Source organism: Bacteroides mucinivorans (assembly GCF_034654355.2).
Lineage (GTDB): Bacteria > Bacteroidota > Bacteroidia > Bacteroidales > Bacteroidaceae > Bacteroides > Bacteroides nordii.
In genome coordinates, this window is record NZ_CP178179.1 from 952,242 (window position 1) to 969,103 (window position 16,862).

The following is a 16,862-nucleotide window of genomic DNA, read 5'->3' on the forward strand; positions in this document are numbered from 1 at the left end:
CTCTTGCCTTCTGGCAGGGGGATTTTTTTATTTCTATTTTTGTCTGTATTGAATAAAAACCGTATATTTGCACGCAATAAATTTTAAACGCATAGCCCTATGTCATTTATTGCTGATAAGATTGTAATGGATGGATTAACGTATGATGACGTTTTGTTAATCCCTGCCTATTCAGAAGTTTTACCGCGCACTGTCGAGCTCTCGACAAAGTTTTCAAGAAATATTGAGTTAAAAATTCCTTTTGTTACTGCCGCCATGGATACGGTTACTGAGGCTAAAATGGCTATTGCCATAGCTCGTGAAGGAGGAATTGGTGTTATTCATAAAAATATGCCGATAAAAGATCAGGCTAAGCAGGTGGCCACTGTGAAGCGTGCTGAAAATGGTATGATTTATGATCCGGTAACTATCAAAAAAGGCTCCACCGTGCGTGATGCGCTTGCTTTGATGGCTGAATATAAGATTGGTGGTATTCCGGTAGTGGATGATAACAGATATCTGGTTGGTATTGTTACCAACCGTGACCTTCGTTTTGAACGTGATATGGATAAACATATCGATGAAGTAATGACAAAAGACAGGCTGGTAACTACTAATCAGTCTACTGATTTGGAAGCTGCTGCACAAATCCTGCAAAAATATAAGATAGAAAAGCTACCGGTAGTTGATAAGGATAACAAACTGATTGGATTGGTAACATACAAAGATATCACCAAGGCAAAAGATAAACCGATGGCTTGTAAAGATTCTAAGGGGCGTTTGCGTGTAGCTGCCGGTGTAGGAGTGACTGCCGATACGATGGAACGTATGCAGGCTTTGGTGGATGCCGGAGTGGATGCTATTGTTATTGATACAGCTCATGGACATTCTAAATTTGTAATTGAAAAATTGAAGGAGGCAAAGAGTCGTTTTCCTAATATTGATATTGTAGTAGGTAATATTGCTACCGGAGAAGCTGCTAAAGCATTGGTCGAAGCTGGTGCTGATGGTGTAAAGGTTGGTATCGGACCAGGCTCTATTTGTACAACACGCGTAGTGGCCGGTGTGGGTGTACCTCAATTATCTGCTGTCTATGATGTAGCAAAAGCTTTGAAAGGTACAGGTGTTCCTTTGATTGCAGATGGCGGGCTTCGTTACTCAGGTGATGTTGTAAAAGCACTTGCAGCCGGAGGGTATTCTGTAATGATCGGTTCTCTGGTTGCCGGTACAGAAGAAAGTCCGGGTGAAACTATTATTTTTAATGGACGTAAATTTAAGTCATATCGTGGCATGGGCTCTTTAGAAGCGATGGAAAACGGATCGAAAGACCGTTATTTCCAGAGTGGAGAAGCAGATGTGAAGAAACTTGTTCCGGAAGGTATTGCTGCACGTGTACCTTATAAAGGAACACTGTTTGAAGTGATTTATCAGTTGACTGGTGGTCTGCGTGCAGGTATGGGGTATTGTGGTGCGCAGAATATTGAAAAGTTACATGATGCTAAATTTACACGTATTACCAATGCAGGTGTGATGGAAAGTCATCCTCATGATGTAACAATTACAAGCGAGTCGCCTAACTATAGTCGGCCGGAATAATATAATTCTCGATAACGTGGGAGCTACTGAGTTTACCACGAGTTGATGCGGAGTCTCACAGAGTTATTTTTCTACTATCGTATGGTAAGAAAAAGAATAATACTCTGTGGGACTCTGTTTTACTCTGTAGGAAGTCCTGTTTTTTATTATCGTTAAATACAATTTTTCCAGTCTTTCAGCGTTTAATAGAACGTATGTATATAAACGAAGCTTTGTATGAAAAGAAACTTGGTTTTATTAGTAACTTGTCTGTTGGGACTTTCTGCTGTTGCACAGCAAGATCCTGTATTGATGCGGATAAACGGAAAAGATGTAACTCGTTCTGAATTTGAGTATATCTATAATAAGAATAACTCTCTTAATGAACAAGAGTCAAAAACACTTGATGAGTATGTTGATCTTTTTGTCAACTTTAAGTTGAAAGTTGCAGCTGCTGAAGCTGCTGGCATTGATACCACCCGGACTTTTCGGGAAGAGCTGGAAGGATATCGCAGGCAATTAGCGAAATCTTATTTGACGGATGAAGAAGCCGAAGAAGCGTATGTGCGTCAATTTTATGATGAAATGAGTGCTAAATCCCGGGCTGGTTATGTACAGGTGATGCATATCTTTAAATATCTTCCTCAAACTGTATCAAAATCGTATCTGAATGAAACGGAGGTTCGGATGGATTCAATTTATAAAGTATTATCTGCTGCACCGAATACGGATGACTTTGCAACTTATGTAGAAAAGTTCTCAGATGATAAGAAACCGTTTTGGGTAGGGTTTCTTCAGACACCGGAAGAGTTTGAAGATGTTGTTTTCTCTTTGAATAAAGGAGAAATTTCTAAACCTTTTTTTACTCCTCAGGGTATGCATATAACAAAAGTTCTTGATACCAAAGAGTTGCCTCCGTTTGAAGAAATAAAGGGAGAAATAGCCCGTCGGCTTACCCGTAAATTCGGAGTTGACAAAGGAACAGAGTCAATGGTAGAAAAATTAAAGAAAGAATATAACTACCAGGTGGACGGTGAAGGTATGAAAGAACTGTTGTCTAAGGGTGAAACAGAAAAAGCGCTCTTTACATTAGATAATCACTCGTATACCGGTTTGGATTTTAAACGTTTTGCTGCGTCATTTCCGAGAGGTCTTAAAACACAAGTAGATGCTTTTGTATTAAAAACTGTATTGGATTACGAAAATGGGCGTTTGGAACAGAAATATCCCGCTTTCCGGTTGTTGATGCAGGAATATAAAGAAGGAATGTTGCTGTTTGAGATTAGCAATCGTGAGGTTTGGGAATGCGCAGTGGCCGATGAACCCGGACAGATAGCTTATTTTGCTTCTCATAAGTCAAATTATAAATGGAAAGAACCGCGTTATAAGGGCGTTGTAGTCCATTGTGCCGATAAAAAAACAGCTAAGCAGATTAAGAAATTAATCCGGAAGCTTCCTGAAGAAGTATGGACAGATACAATAGCAAAAACTTTTAATGATTCTGTAGAAGTTGTAAAAGTAGAAGGGGGCGTGTTTGCTAAAGGTGATAATAAATATGTAGATAAACTGGTTTTTAAAACCGGAAGCTTTGATTCTCTGGAGTCTTATCCTTTTACTACTGTTTTTGGTGAAAAACGGAAAGGTCCTGATAGCTATACAGAAGTGCGAGGGCCGCTTGCAGCCGATTATCAGAACTTCCTTGATTCGCTTTGGATAAAGCGTCTACGCGAAGAAAGTAAGGTTGAAATTAACCAAGAGGTTTTAAAAACAGTTAATAACCACTGATATAACCGATTATTGCATTATCTTCGTACCTTGAATATAAGTATAATTTCAGTTGACAATGCGAATAACGGGCCTCTTGCTGGTTTCTCTTTTTTTCTGTATATCATGTGCTGAAAAGCATGATCATAGGGGAAGAACACCTCTGGTGGAGGTTAATGGAACTTTTTTATACAAAGAGGATCTTCAATCTGTACTTCCTGCCGGGTTGACTAAAGATGATAGTTTGCTTTTCGCAGAACATTACATACGCACTTGGGCTGAGGATATTTTGTTGTATGAGAAGGCTCAGAATAACATTCCTGACAATGAAGAAATAGACCGTCTGGTGGAGAATTATCGTAAAGCATTGATTATGCATACTTATCAAGAAGAATTAATCGACCAGAGACTTACCAAAGATATCCCTGAACAGGAAATTGCTGAATATTACGAGAAAAACAAAGAACTTTTTAAACTGGATCGTCCTTTGGTGAAAGGATTGTTTATAAAAGTTCCGTTGACAGCACCACAACTTACCAATGTGCGTAAGTGGTATAAATCCGAAGCACAAGAAGCCGTAGAACATTTAGAGAAGTACAGCTTTCAGAATGCGGTGAAGTATGAATACTTTTATGATAAATGGGTTTCATTGGCAGATATCCTCGATTTGATTCCTTTAAAGACAGATTCACCGGAAGAATATATCAACAAGAATCGGCATGTGGAGTTGAAAGATACCGCTTTTTATTATTTTCTTAACGTCAGTGATTATCGGGCGATAGGAGAGCAGGAGCCTTATGAGTTTGCAATGCCTGAAGCAAAAGATATGCTTGTTAATATAAAGCGGGTTGACTTTATGCGTCAGGTAAAAGATGACTTGTATAAGCGGGCCATAGATCGGAAAAAGATTATATATAATTATTAAATACAAAGAATGAAGAAGTTTGTAAACTTTAGATTTGTTGTTTTATTTGCCTTAGTAATGCTTGCTAATGTGGTAGCATACGGACAGGACAACGTGATTGATGAAGTGGTCTGGGTCGTAGGTGATGAGGCTATTTTGAAATCGGAAGTAGAAGAGGCACGTTTGAGCGCCCTGTATGAAGGACGTAAAATAGATGGTGATCCTTATTGTGTAATTCCGGAGGAGTTAGCTGTGCAAAAGTTGTTTTTGCATCAGGCGCGTCTTGATAGTATTGATGTTCCCGAAAGTGAAGTTATCCAGCGTGTGGATGCTATGACAAATCACTGGATACAGATGTTGGGTTCAAGAGAGAAAATGGAGGAGTATTTCTTCGAACAGCAGAATAAAACTCCGTCACAGATACGTGAAACCTTGCGTGAAAATGCGCGTGAAGGACTTACTGTGCAAAAGATGCAACAAAAACTCGTAGGTGATATCAAAGTGACTCCTTCTGAAGTGCGCCGTTACTTTAAAGATCTGCCACAAGATAGTATTCCTTATGTACCAACTCAGGTGGAGGTGCAGATAGTTACTTTGCAGCCCAAAATTCCTATTACTGAAATAGAAGATGTAAAAAGTAGGTTGCGTGAGTATACGGATCGTGTGAATAAGGGAGAAACTGAATTTTCTACTTTGGCTCGTATGTACTCGGAAGACCGTGGCTCTGCTATGCGGGGCGGTGAAACCGATTTTATGGGTAAAGGTATGATGGACCCGGCTTATGCAGCGGTTGCTTTCGGTTTGCAGGATCCTAAGAAAGTTTCCAAGATTGTAGAGTCTGAATATGGTTATCACATTATTCAGTTGATTGAAAAACGTGGTGACCGTGTGAATACTCGTCATATATTGTTGCGTCCCAAAGTTTCCGAGAAGGAGTTAATAGAGGCTTGTGCACGGTTGGACTCCATTGCTGATGATATTCGTGTCGGGAAGTTCTCTTTTGATGATGCAGCCGCCGCACTTTCTCATGATAAGGATACAAGAAACAATCATGGATTAATGGTGAATACTAATTCCAATGATGCCATGGCTACTTCTAAGTTTGAAATGCAGGAATTGCCACAGGACGTGGCTAAGGTGGTAGATAAATTGAACGTGGGTGAGATTTCGAAGGCATTTACAATGGTTAACGAGAAAGATGGAAAAGAAATTTGTGCTATTGTAAAGTTGAAAACTCGTATCAATGGTCATAAAGCAACGATTACAGAAGATTATCAGAACCTGAAAGAGATTGTTATTGCTAAACGCCGGGAGGAGATGTTACATAAGTGGATTCTGGAAAAACAGAAACATACGTATGTTCGTATCGATGAAAACTGGAAGAATTGCGATTTCAAATATCCAGGTTGGATTAAAGATTAATGAGAACTAACAACTTCTTTTTTAAATGCATCCTCACGGGGATGCTATGCTTGTTTGGTGTATACCTTCTTTGGGCACAGGGGCAGAAGCCACAACAGAAGCCTCAGAAGAAAAAAACGAAAGTGGATCTTCTGCATGCTGATGAGGGGAGGGCAGACAAATTGGCCCGTCCGGATGTGCAGGTGCTTATCGGTTCAGTAAAGTTGCGTCATGATAGTATGTATATGTATTGTGACAGTGCGTTGATCTATGAAAATACGAACTCGTTTGAAGCATTCAACAATGTGCGTATGGAGCAGGGGGATACATTGTTTATTTATGGTGATTACCTGTATTATGATGGAATATCCCAATTAGCCCAGCTTCGTGAAAACGTAAAGATGATTAATCGGAATACGACTTTGTTGACCGATAGTCTGAATTATGATCGTATTTATGATCTTGGATATTATTTCGAAGGTGGTACATTGATGGATGAAGAAAATGTACTTACTTCTGACTGGGGTGAGTACAGTCCTGCTACGAAGCAGTCTGTTTTCAATCATGATGTCAAGTTAGTAAATCCCCAGTTTATTCTTACCTCAGATACTTTAAAGTATAATACTTTGTCTAAAGTGGCCACTATTCTCGGTCCGTCTGAGATAGTAAATGAAAAGAATCATATTTATTCGGAACGGGGTATTTATAATACATTGACGGAACAGGCTGAGTTACTTGATCGCTCTGTGTTGACCAATGAGGGGAAACGAATGACTGGAGACAGTCTGTTTTATGACCGTAAGTTAGGTTATGGAGAAGCCTTTGACAACGTGATAATGAATGACAGCATTAATAGAAATATGCTGACTGGTGATTATTGTTTCTATAATGAACTAACTGACAGTGCTTTTGCTACAAAACGTGCAGTCGCTATTGACTATTCACAAGGAGATAGTCTTTTCATGCATGCTGATACTTTGATGATGGTTACATCTTATCTGAATACTGATTCTATGTTTCGTGAGATGCGGGCTTATCATAAAGTTCGTATGTATAGAACTGATGTTCAGGGCGTTTGTGATTCATTGGTTTATAATTCAAAAGACTCTTGTGTGACAATGTACCGTGACCCTATTCTTTGGAATGAAGGACAGCAGTTACTGGGAGAAGAAATTAAAATCTACCTGAATGACAGTACGATTGACTGGGCACATATTATCAACCAGGCATTGACGGTAGAGATGAAAGATTCGTTGCACTATAACCAGGTGTCCGGAAAAGAAATTAAAGCGTATTTTGATGAAGGGGAAATGCGGAAAGTCGATGTTATAGCCAATGTGCTTGTGATTTTCTATCCGCAAGAGGAGGATAGTACTATGATTGGTATGAATACTTCGCAAACCAGTTTGTTAACAATGCATTTGAAAGACCGCAAAATGAAAAGGATGGTCATGAGTCCGAAATCGGATGGAGTGCTTTATCCGATGGATCAGATTCCTTCGGACAAAATGAGGTTGCCTACATTTGTGTGGTTCGATTATATACGTCCTCAAAATAAAGAGGATATATTTGAATGGAGAGGTAAAAAAGAGGGTGAAACATTGCGTAAATCTACCCGAAAACCATTAAATTCGCCCAAGCGTGAATTAATTAATATGAAATAGCTCTATGGGAATGTTTAATAGTGGTATGAGAAAGCCGCGTCGCTTTAATCATCAGTACATTTACGTGAACGAGCGGAAAGAGAAGCTTGATAAAATGGAAGAGCAGGCCAAGCGCGAATTGGGTATGCTATCTGAAAAAGAGTTCTCTCCGGAAGATATTCGTGGGAAGTTCGTAGAGGGAACTACTCATCTGAAACGCCGTAAGGAAAGTGGACGAAAACCTGTACATCTGGGAGTGATCCTTTTGATTATTGCCCTGTTGCTTTTCCTTTGGCATTATTTGCAAACCGGTAGTTGGGCGCTATGATTTATGAGGGAGGTATGTCCTAACTCCTGCTTACTCCTAACTACTAAATTCTAACTACTAAATATTATGAGTGATATCATTCATTTGTTGCCAGATTCAGTTGCTAACCAGATTGCAGCTGGTGAGGTGATACAACGTCCGGCATCTGTCATTAAAGAGTTGGTAGAAAATGCGATTGATGCTGAAGCTTGCAATATACATGTATTAGTGACTGATGCGGGTAAGACCTGTATACAGGTTATTGATGATGGAAAGGGAATGTCTGAAACAGATGCCCGCTTGTCTTTCGAGCGTCATGCAACTTCTAAAATCCGTGAAGCATCCGATCTTTTTGCTTTGCGTACAATGGGATTTCGTGGTGAAGCGCTGGCATCTATCGCGGCTGTAGCACAAGTAGAACTTAAAACCCGCCTTGAGGCTGAAGAACTCGGAACGAAATTGGTTATTGCAGGTTCTAAAGTCGAAAGTCAGGAAGCAGTATCCTGTCCCAAAGGGAGTAATTTTTCTATTAAGAATCTTTTCTTCAATATCCCGGCACGTCGAAAATTTCTGAAAGCCAATTCTACAGAGCTTAGTAATATACTTACTGAATTTGAACGCATTGCTCTTGTACATCCCGAAGTGGCTTTTTCGCTTTATAGTAATGATTCGGAATTATTCAATCTTCCGGTGAGTTCTTTGCGGCAACGTATTCTCGCTGTTTTTGGTAAAAAGCTTAATCAGCAATTACTGAGTGTGGATGTGAATACAACGATGATAAAAATTTCGGGTTATGTAGCCAAACCTGAAACCGCTCGTAAGAAAGGCGCCCATCAGTATTTCTTTGTAAACGGGCGTTACATGCGGCATCCCTATTTCCATAAGGCTGTGATGGATGCCTATGAACAGTTGATCCCGGTAGGTGAACAGATTTCTTATTTTCTTTATTTTGAGGTAGACCCTGCTAATATTGATGTGAATATTCACCCTACAAAGACCGAAATCAAGTTTGAGAATGAACAGGCTATCTGGCAGATTATCTCAGCAGCTGTTAAGGAGTCATTAGGCAAGTTTAATGCTGTTCCTTCGATTGATTTTGATACGGAAGATATGCCTGATATTCCGGCTTTTGAACAAAATCTTCCACCGGAGCCGCCACGTGTACAATATAATTCGGACTTTAATCCTTTCAAAACTTCTTCTTTCGGATCTGGAGGAAGCGCTGCGGGGTATTCCCGTCAAAAAGTGGATTGGGAAGATCTTTATGGCGGATTGGAAAAGGCCAGTAAAATGAATCGGCCTGTTATCGATGAACCAGAGGCAGAACCGGATTATTTCTTTCCTACTGATGCAGAGGTTCAGTCGGTGACTCCTCCGACTTTATATGCTAATGAACCTATTATGGAAAAGGGAAATTTGCATTTACAGTTTAAGGGGCGTTTTATTCTTACTTCTGTAAAATCCGGTCTAATGCTTATTGACCAGCATCGTGCTCACATCCGGGTATTATTTGATCGTTATATGATGCAGATTAAGCAAAAGCAAGGAATGTCCCAGGGAGTTCTTTTTCCGGAAATATTGCAATTACCCGTTTCTGAGGCAGCTGTGTTGCAAAGTATTATGGACGATCTTGCTGCTGTGGGTTTTGAACTTAGTGATCTGGGTGGAGGAAGTTATGCTATTAATGGAATTCCTGCTGGTATCGAAGGGTTGAATCCGGTAGAACTGGTGCGTAGTATGTTACACACAGCAATGGAAAAAGGTAGCGATGTGAAAGAAGAAGTACAAAGTATTCTGGCACTGACTTTGTCTCGGGCTGCTGCCATTGTTTACGGTCAGGTTTTGTCAAACGAAGAGATGGTGAATCTTGTAGATAATCTGTTTGCCTGTGTGGCCCCTAACTATACTCCCGATGGTAAAGTGGTACTTTCCACAATAAAGGAAGAAGAGATAGAGAAACTCTTCAGATAGTGCTTCCCGCACGGGGAGGTACGCCAAGCGATGGTTAATTGATAAAAAAATGAGCTTAATAGATTTGTTTTCTATATGGCACACGGATGAGCCAGATCAGGCAGATGATAACAGGTCTTTCATTTATTGGTAATCAGGGAAAAGAAAATTTAATCCGTCGTCATCTGCCTGATCTGGCTTATCCGTGTGCCATAGAAATAGAACGCTGTTTCACTTAAAAAGCTGATTAATAATCTGTCAATATGCCAATTCATCAATTAGATTAAAGCTAATCATAAAGTAGTATGCCGACTGCTCCATCAGGCTCTTCACTCTCCTTTTCTCACAAGAAAAAACATAAAATCATCTATTTTCAGAACCTTTTATTTCCCTTGGTGTTATTTAAACAGTTTCAATAGGAAAAATAATAACCACTTTAACTATTTAGGTATATGAAAAAGATTCTAATGTTGCTGGCGTTTGCCGGCGTTACTGCTGTAGCTTCTGCTCAGCAGGTTACTGTAACCGAGTTTGAAGAAATTCAGGTTCAAGACAAATATCAAGTGTTAACCAACCCGTTCTGGAGTAACTGGTTCTTTTCTGTTGGCGGAGGTGCTCAGGTGCTTTATGGAAATGGTGATAAAGCCGGAGCGTTCAAAGACCGTATCAGTCCTGTATTAAATGTTGCAATTGGTAAATGGTTCACTCCCGGATTGGGATTGCGTTTGCAATATAGCGGACTTGAAGCTAAAGGTTTTACATACGATAAAACTGCCCCTTATGTAACCGGTAATGAACTGGGTGATGGATATTACAAACAGAAATTTGACTACATGAATCTGCATGGTGATATTATGTTCAATCTGAATGCCCTTTTTGGTGGTTACAATTCACATCGTGTATATGAGTTGATTCCTTATTTGGGAGCTGGTTTCACTCATGCTTACACAAGACCTCACGTAAATGCATTAACAATAAATGCAGGTTTGATAAACCGTTTCCGTATTTCGAGTGCAGTTGATATCAATCTTGAGTTAAGTGCTACGGGAGTAGAAGGCAAATTTGATGGTGAACATGGTGGCAAGCACGACTACGATGGTATTTTCGGAGCTTCTATAGGTTTGACTTATCGTTTCCCGAACCGTGGATTCCAACGTCCGTTCCCGCAGATTATCTCTGAATTGGAATTGAGAAATATGCGCGAACAGATGAATGCAATGGCTGCTGCCAATCTTACATTGCAACAGCAACTACAGGAAGCAGAAAGTCAGCCAACAACAGAAGTTGTGGAACAAGAGGTTATCGTAGATGCTAATATCGCTCCTCGTACCGTATTCTTTAATATTGGTTCTGCCGAGATATCTCCTCGTGAAGCAATGAACTTGTCTTATCTGGCTGAACAGATGAAGAAATTCCCGGATACTAAATATGTTGTAAACGGATATGCAGACTCTGCAACAGGTACTCCAAGCTTCAATAAAGAATTGAGTATGAAACGTGCACAAGCTGTTGTGAATGTATTGGTTAAACAATATGGTATTTCAGCAAACCGTCTGAGCGTTGATGGTAATGGTGGCGTAGATAAATTCGGACAACCTATCCTGAACCGTGTTGTATTGGTGAAATCTAACAATTAAGAGATAGGATTATATAAAAAAGAAAGCCCCGCTATCGGTTTACCGGTAGCGGGGTATTTTCATAAACGATTCTCAACGTTGCTTACTTTTCAGGAGTGCTGAACTTCTTTACTTGTTCTGCTATCAGATCTGCGTCGTCAAAGTAATTGATCTTCATAGATCTGCGAACATCTGCCAGTGTATCGGCCGCAGCGGCTCTTGCCACTTCGCATCCTTGTTTCAACATCTCATAGATGGCAGGAATATCTTTCTCGAACTCTTTCCGGCGGTTACGGATCGGCTCCAATGTCTCCTGCATGATGGCATTTAAGAAACGTTTTACTTTCACATCTCCCAGTCCACCACGCTGATAGTGGGCTTTCAACTCATTCAAGTTCGGATAATCCGGCAGATAACGCTCGAAATGTTCCGGATGGCAGAATGCATCAAGATATGTGAATACAGTGTTGCCTTCTATCTTACCCGGATCCTGTACACGCAGATGATCGGGATCGGTGAACATGCTCATTACCTTTTTCTGTATTTCGTCAGCATCTTCGGAGAGATAAATACAATTACCCAATGATTTACTCATTTTAGCCTTACCATCGGTACCCGGCAGACGTAGACAAGCAGCATTATCCGGCAACAGGATTTCCGGCTCTACCAAAGTTTCACCATAGATGTAATTAAAGCGGCGTACAATTTCTCTTGCCTGTTCAATCATAGGTTCCTGATCTTCACCTACCGGAACCGTTGTTGCACGGAATGCAGTGATATCAGCAGCCTGACTGATGGGATAAGTAAAGAAACCTACCGGGATACTCGTCTCAAAGTTACGCATTTGGATTTCTGTCTTTACCGTCGGATTGCGTTGCAAACGTGATACAGTCACCAGATCCATGAAATAGAAAGACAATTCACAAAGTTCCGGAATCTGTGACTGAATGAAAATAGTAGCTTTGGCCGGATCGAGTCCGCAAGCCAGATAGTCGAGAGCTACTTCAATAACATTCTGACGTACTTTCTCGGGATTATCAATATTATCCGTCAAAGCCTGTGCATCAGCAATGAAGACAAACATCTTACTGAAGTCGCCGGAGTTTTGGAGGTCTACTCTTCTTTTCAAAGAGCCCACGTAGTGTCCGATGTGAAGTCTACCTGTCGGGCGGTCGCCCGTTAATATGATCTTTTCTTTTCCCATTTTCTTTATACTTTTATATATTAGGTGCAGCTTATTTTTGCTTTGGCAAAGATACGAATAAAAAAGGATAAAATAAAAAGGCGGCTATCGCATCGTTTAGAAAGTCCAACCCAATCGGAGAACCGGTTCTATATAAGTCTTAACCTTTGTTGTAATAGCCTTATCGGTCGTTTCTTCGAGGTAATTGGTTTTATCTGCCACTGCTCTGTAAGTCATTTTGCTCGATTTACGGTTCTCCAGTTTCAGCCCAAGCTCTGTACCTACATAGAGTCCTTTGTATACGTAAAAATCCAGACCGGTGAAAATTGCTGCATTGATTCCCCAGTAAGCTCTGTCATTCACGGCCGGCAACATATTTTCAATATCCAGCTCGTCTGCATTTGAGTCAGGGGTAATGGCTCCATTGGTGATTTCGCCCTTGAATGTGGTTGAGAGTTCATTAGAAACAGTTTCTAACTTAGTGGAGGCAAAATGACGGGTGAATCCAAAAGAACCTCCAACATAGATGTTCACTCTTTTGCTGATATCGAAATGACGTTCGTAACCTGCATCCAGACGGAAGTCTCCCACATTATATTTAAATTCGGTCGAGGTGTAATCTGCCTGTGTTTCACCTTCTTCTTTATTTGTAAAGTTAGAATGGTCCAGATTGAATCCCAGTTTCAGGCGAATAGCGTCTTTGTCTGTTACGAAGTAGCGGAACTTTAGTCCGTCCAGTTTGAACGTTTCTCCGTTCTGATCAAACGGATTAAATTGAACTTCAGTACCAAATGATCCTTTACCTGGTTTGTTTTGAGCAGATAGGTTTGCTGCAATGCATAATGCGGCAAACAGAATAAGTGTAAGTCTTTTCATGTTTTGAATTTATTGATGTTTACGAGGTGCAAATATAGGAAACAAAATGATGTCGAATACTACTTTGTAGGAAATATTCTTTCCCGAATCTTTTGTATTTATAGAAATAAGTCGTTACTTTGCACAAATTTTAAAAATAGCAATGAATCAACAGGAAATAAGAAGTAAGCAATATCTTCGTTCGGATGTTTTCCATCCGGAATCTGTATACTTCTTCTATTTTCTCCAAAAACGATATTTTAGTTCTTTGGTAATGCGTTAGTCCTTTTGTTAGGGTAACGCATTTTTTTTATGTGGTAACTTTAAGAAACAACAACATTATAACAACAAGAGAAATGGAAAAGGAAATGAAGAAAGTCCTGGTTCTGGGTTCAGGAGCACTCAAAATCGGACAAGCCGGAGAGTTTGACTACTCTGGTTCGCAGGCACTGAAGGCCTTGAAAGAAGAAGGTATCAGTTCGGTATTGGTTAATCCGAACATTGCAACCATTCAGACTTCTGAAGGAATTGCTGATAAAGTGTATTTCCTTCCCGTGACAACCTACTTTGTAGAAGAGATTATAAAGAAGGAACGTCCTGATGGAATTCTCCTTGCATTTGGTGGTCAAACGGCGCTGAATTGTGGTGCTGAACTTTACACAAATGGTATTCTCGACAAATATGGCGTGAAAGTATTAGGTACTTCTGTTGAAGCTATCATGTATACAGAAGACCGCGACTTGTTCGTGAAGAAGCTCAATGAAATTGAAATGAAGACTCCTATCAGCCAGGCGGTGGAGAATATGGAAGATGCCATTGCTGCTGCACGTCGCATCGGATATCCGGTAATGGTTCGTTCGGCTTATGCGCTGGGAGGTCTTGGAAGCGGTATTTGTGCCGACGAAGAAGAATTCCTGAAACTGGCTGAAAGCTCATTTGCATTCTCCAAACAAATTCTTGTAGAAGAGTCTCTGAAGGGATGGAAAGAAATTGAGTTTGAGGTAATTCGTGATGCCAACGATCACTGTTTCACAGTGGCAAGTATGGAAAATTTCGACCCGCTGGGTATCCATACAGGTGAGTCTATCGTGGTAGCTCCTACCTGCTCGCTGGATGATAAGGAACTTACATTACTGAAAGAACTTTCTACAAAATGTATTCGTCATTTGGGCATTGTAGGTGAATGTAACATTCAATATGCTTTCAATTCCGAAACGGATGACTATCGTGTCATCGAAGTAAATGCCCGTCTGAGCCGTTCTTCTGCCTTGGCTTCCAAAGCTACCGGTTATCCGTTGGCATTTGTTGCTGCCAAAGTTGCTTTAGGCTATACACTCGATCAGATTGGTGAGATGGGAACTCCGAATTCTGCTTATCTGGCTCCGCAACTTGATTACTATATTTGTAAGATTCCCCGTTGGGACCTTACTAAATTTGCCGGTGTATCCCGTGAGATCGGTTCAAGTATGAAGTCGGTAGGTGAAATTATGTCTATCGGTCGTTCTTTCGAGGAGATCATCCAGAAAGGACTACGTATGATCGGGCAAGGCATGCACGGATTTGTAGGCAACGATGACGTGACTTTTGATGACCTTGACAAAGAACTGGCTAATCCTACTGACCTGCGCGTATTTGCTATTGCACAGGCTTTGGAACAAGGATATACGATTGACCGTATCCACGATCTGACTAAGATTGATCCGTGGTTCCTTGGCAAATTGAAAAATATTGTTGACTATAAAGTGAAACTTTCTACTTATAGTAAAGTAGAGGATATCCCTGCCGATGTGATGCGCGAAGCGAAGATTCTTGGTTTCTCTGACTTCCAGATAGCTCGTTTCGTATTGAATCCGACCGGCAATATGGAAAAAGAAAATCTGGCAGTTCGTGCACATCGTAAATCGTTGGGTGTTCTTCCGGCTGTAAAACGTATCAACACAATTGCTTCTGAACATCCGGAACTGACCAATTATCTCTACATGACGTATGCTGTAGAAGGGTATGATGTAAACTATTATAAGAATGAGAAATCAGTAGTCGTTCTCGGTTCGGGTGCATATCGTATCGGTAGCTCGGTAGAGTTTGACTGGTGTTCGGTAAATGCTGTACAGACAGCTCGTAAGTTAGGTTACAAATCTATCATGATTAACTATAACCCCGAAACGGTATCTACTGACTATGATATGTGCGACCGTCTGTACTTTGACGAGCTTTCCTTTGAGCGTGTACTCGATGTTATCGATCTCGAACAGCCTCGTGGTGTCATTGTTTCCGTGGGCGGACAGATTCCGAACAACTTAGCAATGAAACTTTATCGTCAGTCGGTTCCTGTACTGGGTACTTCTCCGGTTTCTATCGATCGTGCCGAGAACCGTAATAAATTCTCTGCTATGCTCGATCAGCTGGGCATTGACCAACCGGCATGGATGGAGCTCACCAGTCTTGAAGAAGTGAAAGGCTTCGTTGAAAAGGTAGGTTATCCGGTGTTGGTTCGTCCGTCTTACGTACTTTCGGGTGCAGCAATGAATGTTTGCTATGACGATGAAGAGTTGGAGAACTTCCTGAAGATGGCTGCTGAGGTTTCAAAAGAATATCCGGTAGTTGTTTCTCAGTTCCTCGAAAACACGAAAGAGATAGAATTTGATGCAGTAGCTCAGAATGGTGAAGTGGTGGAATATGCCATCTCTGAACATGTTGAGTTTGCCGGTGTTCACTCCGGTGATGCTACATTGGTATTCCCTGCACAAAAGATCTACTTTGCAACAGCTCGCCGCATTAAGAAAATCAGCCGCCAGATTGCAAAAGAACTTAATATTTCCGGTCCGTTCAACATCCAGTTCCTGGCTCGCAACAACGAGGTGAAAGTAATTGAATGTAACCTGCGTGCCTCACGTAGTTTCCCATTCGTGTCTAAAGTACTGAAACGTAACTTTATCGAAACAGCTACCCGTATCATGCTTGACGCTCCGTACAGCCGTCCGGACAAGTCTGCCTTTGATATCGACTGGATTGGTGTGAAGGCTTCTCAGTTCTCATTCTCTCGTCTGCATAAGGCCGACCCTGTTTTGGGTGTAGATATGTCTTCTACCGGTGAGGTGGGTTGTATCGGTGATGACTTCTCCGAAGCCTTGCTGAATGCGATGATTTCTACCGGATTTAAGATACCTTCAAAAGAGAAAGGTGTTATGTTCTCTTCCGGTGCCATGAAATCAAAAGTTGATTTGCTGGATGCCAGCCGTGCTCTGTTTGCGCAGGGATATAAGATTTATGCTACTGCCGGAACGGCTGCTTTCCTCAATGCACACGGTGTAGATACCACTCCGGTGTACTGGCCCGATGAAAAGCCGGGAGCAGAAAACAACGTGATGAAGATGATTGCTGACCATAAGTTTGACTTGATTGTCAATATCCCGAAGAATCATAGCAAACGTGAGTTGACGAATGGATATCGTATCCGTCGCGGTGCTATTGATCACAACATTCCGTTGATCACCAATGCCCGTTTGGCAAGTGCATTTATTGAAGCATTCTGCGAGTTGAAACTGGAAGATATCCAGATAAAGAGCTGGCAGGAATATAAATAAGCTTCTCTTACTATAAAGAGTTCAGGGTGGTAATGCGTGGCATTATCACCCTGTTTTTTTTCTTATGCGGAGGTGTGTTGGGCGATCGAAGGGAAGGTGAC

At 41.0% G+C, this 16,862-nt stretch carries 12 protein-coding genes; 10 read left to right on the forward strand and 2 right to left on the reverse strand.

Annotation, left to right across the window (positions count from 1 at the left end):
* The first annotated feature begins 99 nt into the window (after window positions 1-99).
* The 9 genes from guaB (at window position 100) to VCM39_RS03340 (ending at window position 11,160) form a co-directional block, all read left to right on the forward strand.
* Entirely contained in the window at window positions 100-1,575 is a 1,476-nt protein-coding gene (gene guaB, locus VCM39_RS03300; protein ID WP_221649780.1) for an IMP dehydrogenase, read from the forward strand.
* A gap of 216 nt (window positions 1,576-1,791) precedes the next feature.
* On the forward strand, window positions 1,792-3,339 hold the full coding sequence (locus tag VCM39_RS03305) for a peptidylprolyl isomerase (protein ID WP_322933930.1): 1,548 nt from the start codon (window positions 1,792-1,794) through the stop codon (window positions 3,337-3,339).
* Between the two features lie 58 nt (window positions 3,340-3,397).
* On the forward strand, window positions 3,398-4,243 hold the full coding sequence (locus VCM39_RS03310) for a peptidylprolyl isomerase (protein WP_221649778.1): 846 nt from the start codon (window positions 3,398-3,400) through the stop codon (window positions 4,241-4,243).
* A 9-nt stretch (window positions 4,244-4,252) separates the two neighbouring features.
* Entirely contained in the window at window positions 4,253-5,644 is a 1,392-nt protein-coding gene (locus VCM39_RS03315) for a peptidylprolyl isomerase (protein ID WP_002562350.1), read from the forward strand.
* A 41-nt stretch (window positions 5,645-5,685) separates the two neighbouring features.
* Window positions 5,686-7,287 carry an OstA-like protein gene (locus VCM39_RS03320; protein WP_370789498.1) on the forward strand — a complete coding sequence of 534 codons (1,602 nt, stop codon included), beginning with the start codon at window positions 5,686-5,688 and terminating at the stop codon, window positions 7,285-7,287.
* A 4-nt stretch (window positions 7,288-7,291) separates the two neighbouring features.
* On the forward strand, window positions 7,292-7,594 hold the full coding sequence (locus VCM39_RS03325) for a hypothetical protein (protein ID WP_221649776.1): 303 nt from the start codon (window positions 7,292-7,294) through the stop codon (window positions 7,592-7,594).
* A gap of 66 nt (window positions 7,595-7,660) precedes the next feature.
* Window positions 7,661-9,544 (forward strand): DNA mismatch repair endonuclease MutL, encoded by a 1,884-nt coding sequence (mutL, locus tag VCM39_RS03330; protein ID WP_221649775.1) that lies wholly within the window; start codon window positions 7,661-7,663, stop codon window positions 9,542-9,544.
* An 86-nt stretch (window positions 9,545-9,630) separates the two neighbouring features.
* On the forward strand, window positions 9,631-9,762 hold the full coding sequence (locus tag VCM39_RS03335) for a hypothetical protein (RefSeq protein WP_255585636.1): 132 nt from the start codon (window positions 9,631-9,633) through the stop codon (window positions 9,760-9,762).
* 213 nt (window positions 9,763-9,975) lie between these two features.
* A complete protein-coding gene (locus VCM39_RS03340; RefSeq protein ID WP_025867898.1) occupies window positions 9,976-11,160 on the forward strand; it encodes an OmpA family protein in 1,185 nt (394 codons plus the stop codon).
* A gap of 82 nt (window positions 11,161-11,242) precedes the next feature.
* On the opposite strand, the gene trpS is transcribed toward VCM39_RS03340, so the two are convergent.
* Window positions 11,243-12,343: a tryptophan--tRNA ligase gene (trpS, locus tag VCM39_RS03345; protein WP_002562344.1), complete on the reverse strand. Its 1,101-nt coding sequence runs from the start codon at window positions 12,341-12,343 to the stop codon at window positions 11,243-11,245.
* A gap of 96 nt (window positions 12,344-12,439) precedes the next feature.
* Window positions 12,440-13,198, reverse strand: a complete 759-nt coding sequence (locus tag VCM39_RS03350; RefSeq protein ID WP_122201951.1) for an outer membrane beta-barrel protein — start codon at window positions 13,196-13,198, stop codon at window positions 12,440-12,442.
* Window positions 13,199-13,533: 335 nt separating this feature from the next.
* Between VCM39_RS03350 and carB the strand changes: the two genes are divergently transcribed.
* The gene (gene carB / locus VCM39_RS03355) at window positions 13,534-16,761 is read left to right on the forward strand and encodes a carbamoyl-phosphate synthase (glutamine-hydrolyzing) large subunit (protein ID WP_025867900.1); all 3,228 of its coding nucleotides are present in this window, start codon (window positions 13,534-13,536) and stop codon (window positions 16,759-16,761) included.
* Window positions 16,762-16,862 lie beyond the last annotated feature (101 nt).

What these genes read in the sequence shown, in the direction of transcription:
- VCM39_RS03325 (WP_221649776.1), top strand. Translation starts at nt 7,292, where the DNA reads ATGGGAATGTTTAATAGTGGTATGAGAAAGCCGCGTCGCTTTAATCAT.
- VCM39_RS03350 (WP_122201951.1), bottom strand. Translation starts at nt 13,198, where the DNA reads ATGAAAAGACTTACACTTATTCTGTTTGCCGCATTATGCATTGCAGCA.
- VCM39_RS03335 (WP_255585636.1), top strand. Translation starts at nt 9,631, where the DNA reads ATGAGCCAGATCAGGCAGATGATAACAGGTCTTTCATTTATTGGTAAT.
- carB (WP_025867900.1), top strand. Translation starts at nt 13,534, where the DNA reads ATGGAAAAGGAAATGAAGAAAGTCCTGGTTCTGGGTTCAGGAGCACTC.
- VCM39_RS03305 (WP_322933930.1), top strand. Translation starts at nt 1,792, where the DNA reads ATGAAAAGAAACTTGGTTTTATTAGTAACTTGTCTGTTGGGACTTTCT.
- trpS (WP_002562344.1), bottom strand. Translation starts at nt 12,343, where the DNA reads ATGGGAAAAGAAAAGATCATATTAACGGGCGACCGCCCGACAGGTAGA.
- guaB (WP_221649780.1), top strand. Translation starts at nt 100, where the DNA reads ATGTCATTTATTGCTGATAAGATTGTAATGGATGGATTAACGTATGAT.
- VCM39_RS03315 (WP_002562350.1), top strand. Translation starts at nt 4,253, where the DNA reads ATGAAGAAGTTTGTAAACTTTAGATTTGTTGTTTTATTTGCCTTAGTA.
- VCM39_RS03320 (WP_370789498.1), top strand. Translation starts at nt 5,686, where the DNA reads ATGCTATGCTTGTTTGGTGTATACCTTCTTTGGGCACAGGGGCAGAAG.
- mutL (WP_221649775.1), top strand. Translation starts at nt 7,661, where the DNA reads ATGAGTGATATCATTCATTTGTTGCCAGATTCAGTTGCTAACCAGATT.
- VCM39_RS03340 (WP_025867898.1), top strand. Translation starts at nt 9,976, where the DNA reads ATGAAAAAGATTCTAATGTTGCTGGCGTTTGCCGGCGTTACTGCTGTA.
- VCM39_RS03310 (WP_221649778.1), top strand. Translation starts at nt 3,398, where the DNA reads ATGCGAATAACGGGCCTCTTGCTGGTTTCTCTTTTTTTCTGTATATCA.